This window comes from Pseudomonas sp. CM25 (genome assembly GCF_013179705.1).
Lineage (GTDB): Bacteria > Pseudomonadota > Gammaproteobacteria > Pseudomonadales > Pseudomonadaceae > Aquipseudomonas.
On sequence record NZ_JABMCW010000723.1, the window covers coordinates 1 to 605 of the forward strand.

Genomic DNA, 605 nt, shown 5'->3' on the forward strand with positions numbered 1-605 from the left:
AGGCAACTTGCATTTACAGCTCCACGGGCATAGCTTCCTGATGTTTTCCATATCCGTGCCCAGGAGCAACTCCATGTACACCGGCATCGTCCAGGCCGTCCGCCCGCTGCTTGATGTGACCCGCTACCCGGGCCACAACCAGTTCACCATCGACCTCACACCCGAACTGCTCGACGAGCTGAAGATCGGCGCCAGCGTCAGTGTCGAAGGTACCTGCCTGTCGGTTACCCAAATCGATGGCACGCAGGTCAGGTTCGACGCCATGAACGCCACCCTCGAGCGCACCAACCTGCGCTGTTTGAAGGCCGGCCAGGGCGTCAACATTGAACGTTCGGCGAAGATGAACGCCGAAGTCGGCGGCCACCTGATGGCAGGCCACATCGCTACCACCGCCGAAATTGTCGAACTGTCGATCAAGGAAACCGGCGCTTTCATCACGTTTCGCATGCCACCGGAATGGGGAAAATATGTGTTCCCGCGCGGCTTCATCGGGGTCAACGGTTGCAGCCTGACCGTCGCCGATGTCGACGACAATGTGGTCACCATCAACCTGATCCCGGAAACCCTGCGCCAGACCACGTTCGCCAGCTACAAGGCCGGCGAGC

General features: G+C 60.0%; 1 protein-coding gene. It reads left to right on the plus strand.

All coding sequences use genetic code 11. The features are described from left to right. Window positions 1-73: 73 nt before the first annotated feature. Window positions 74-605: riboflavin synthase subunit alpha (locus tag HP546_RS30950; RefSeq protein WP_172233857.1), on the plus strand; the 532-nt coding region annotated here is incomplete at its 3' end.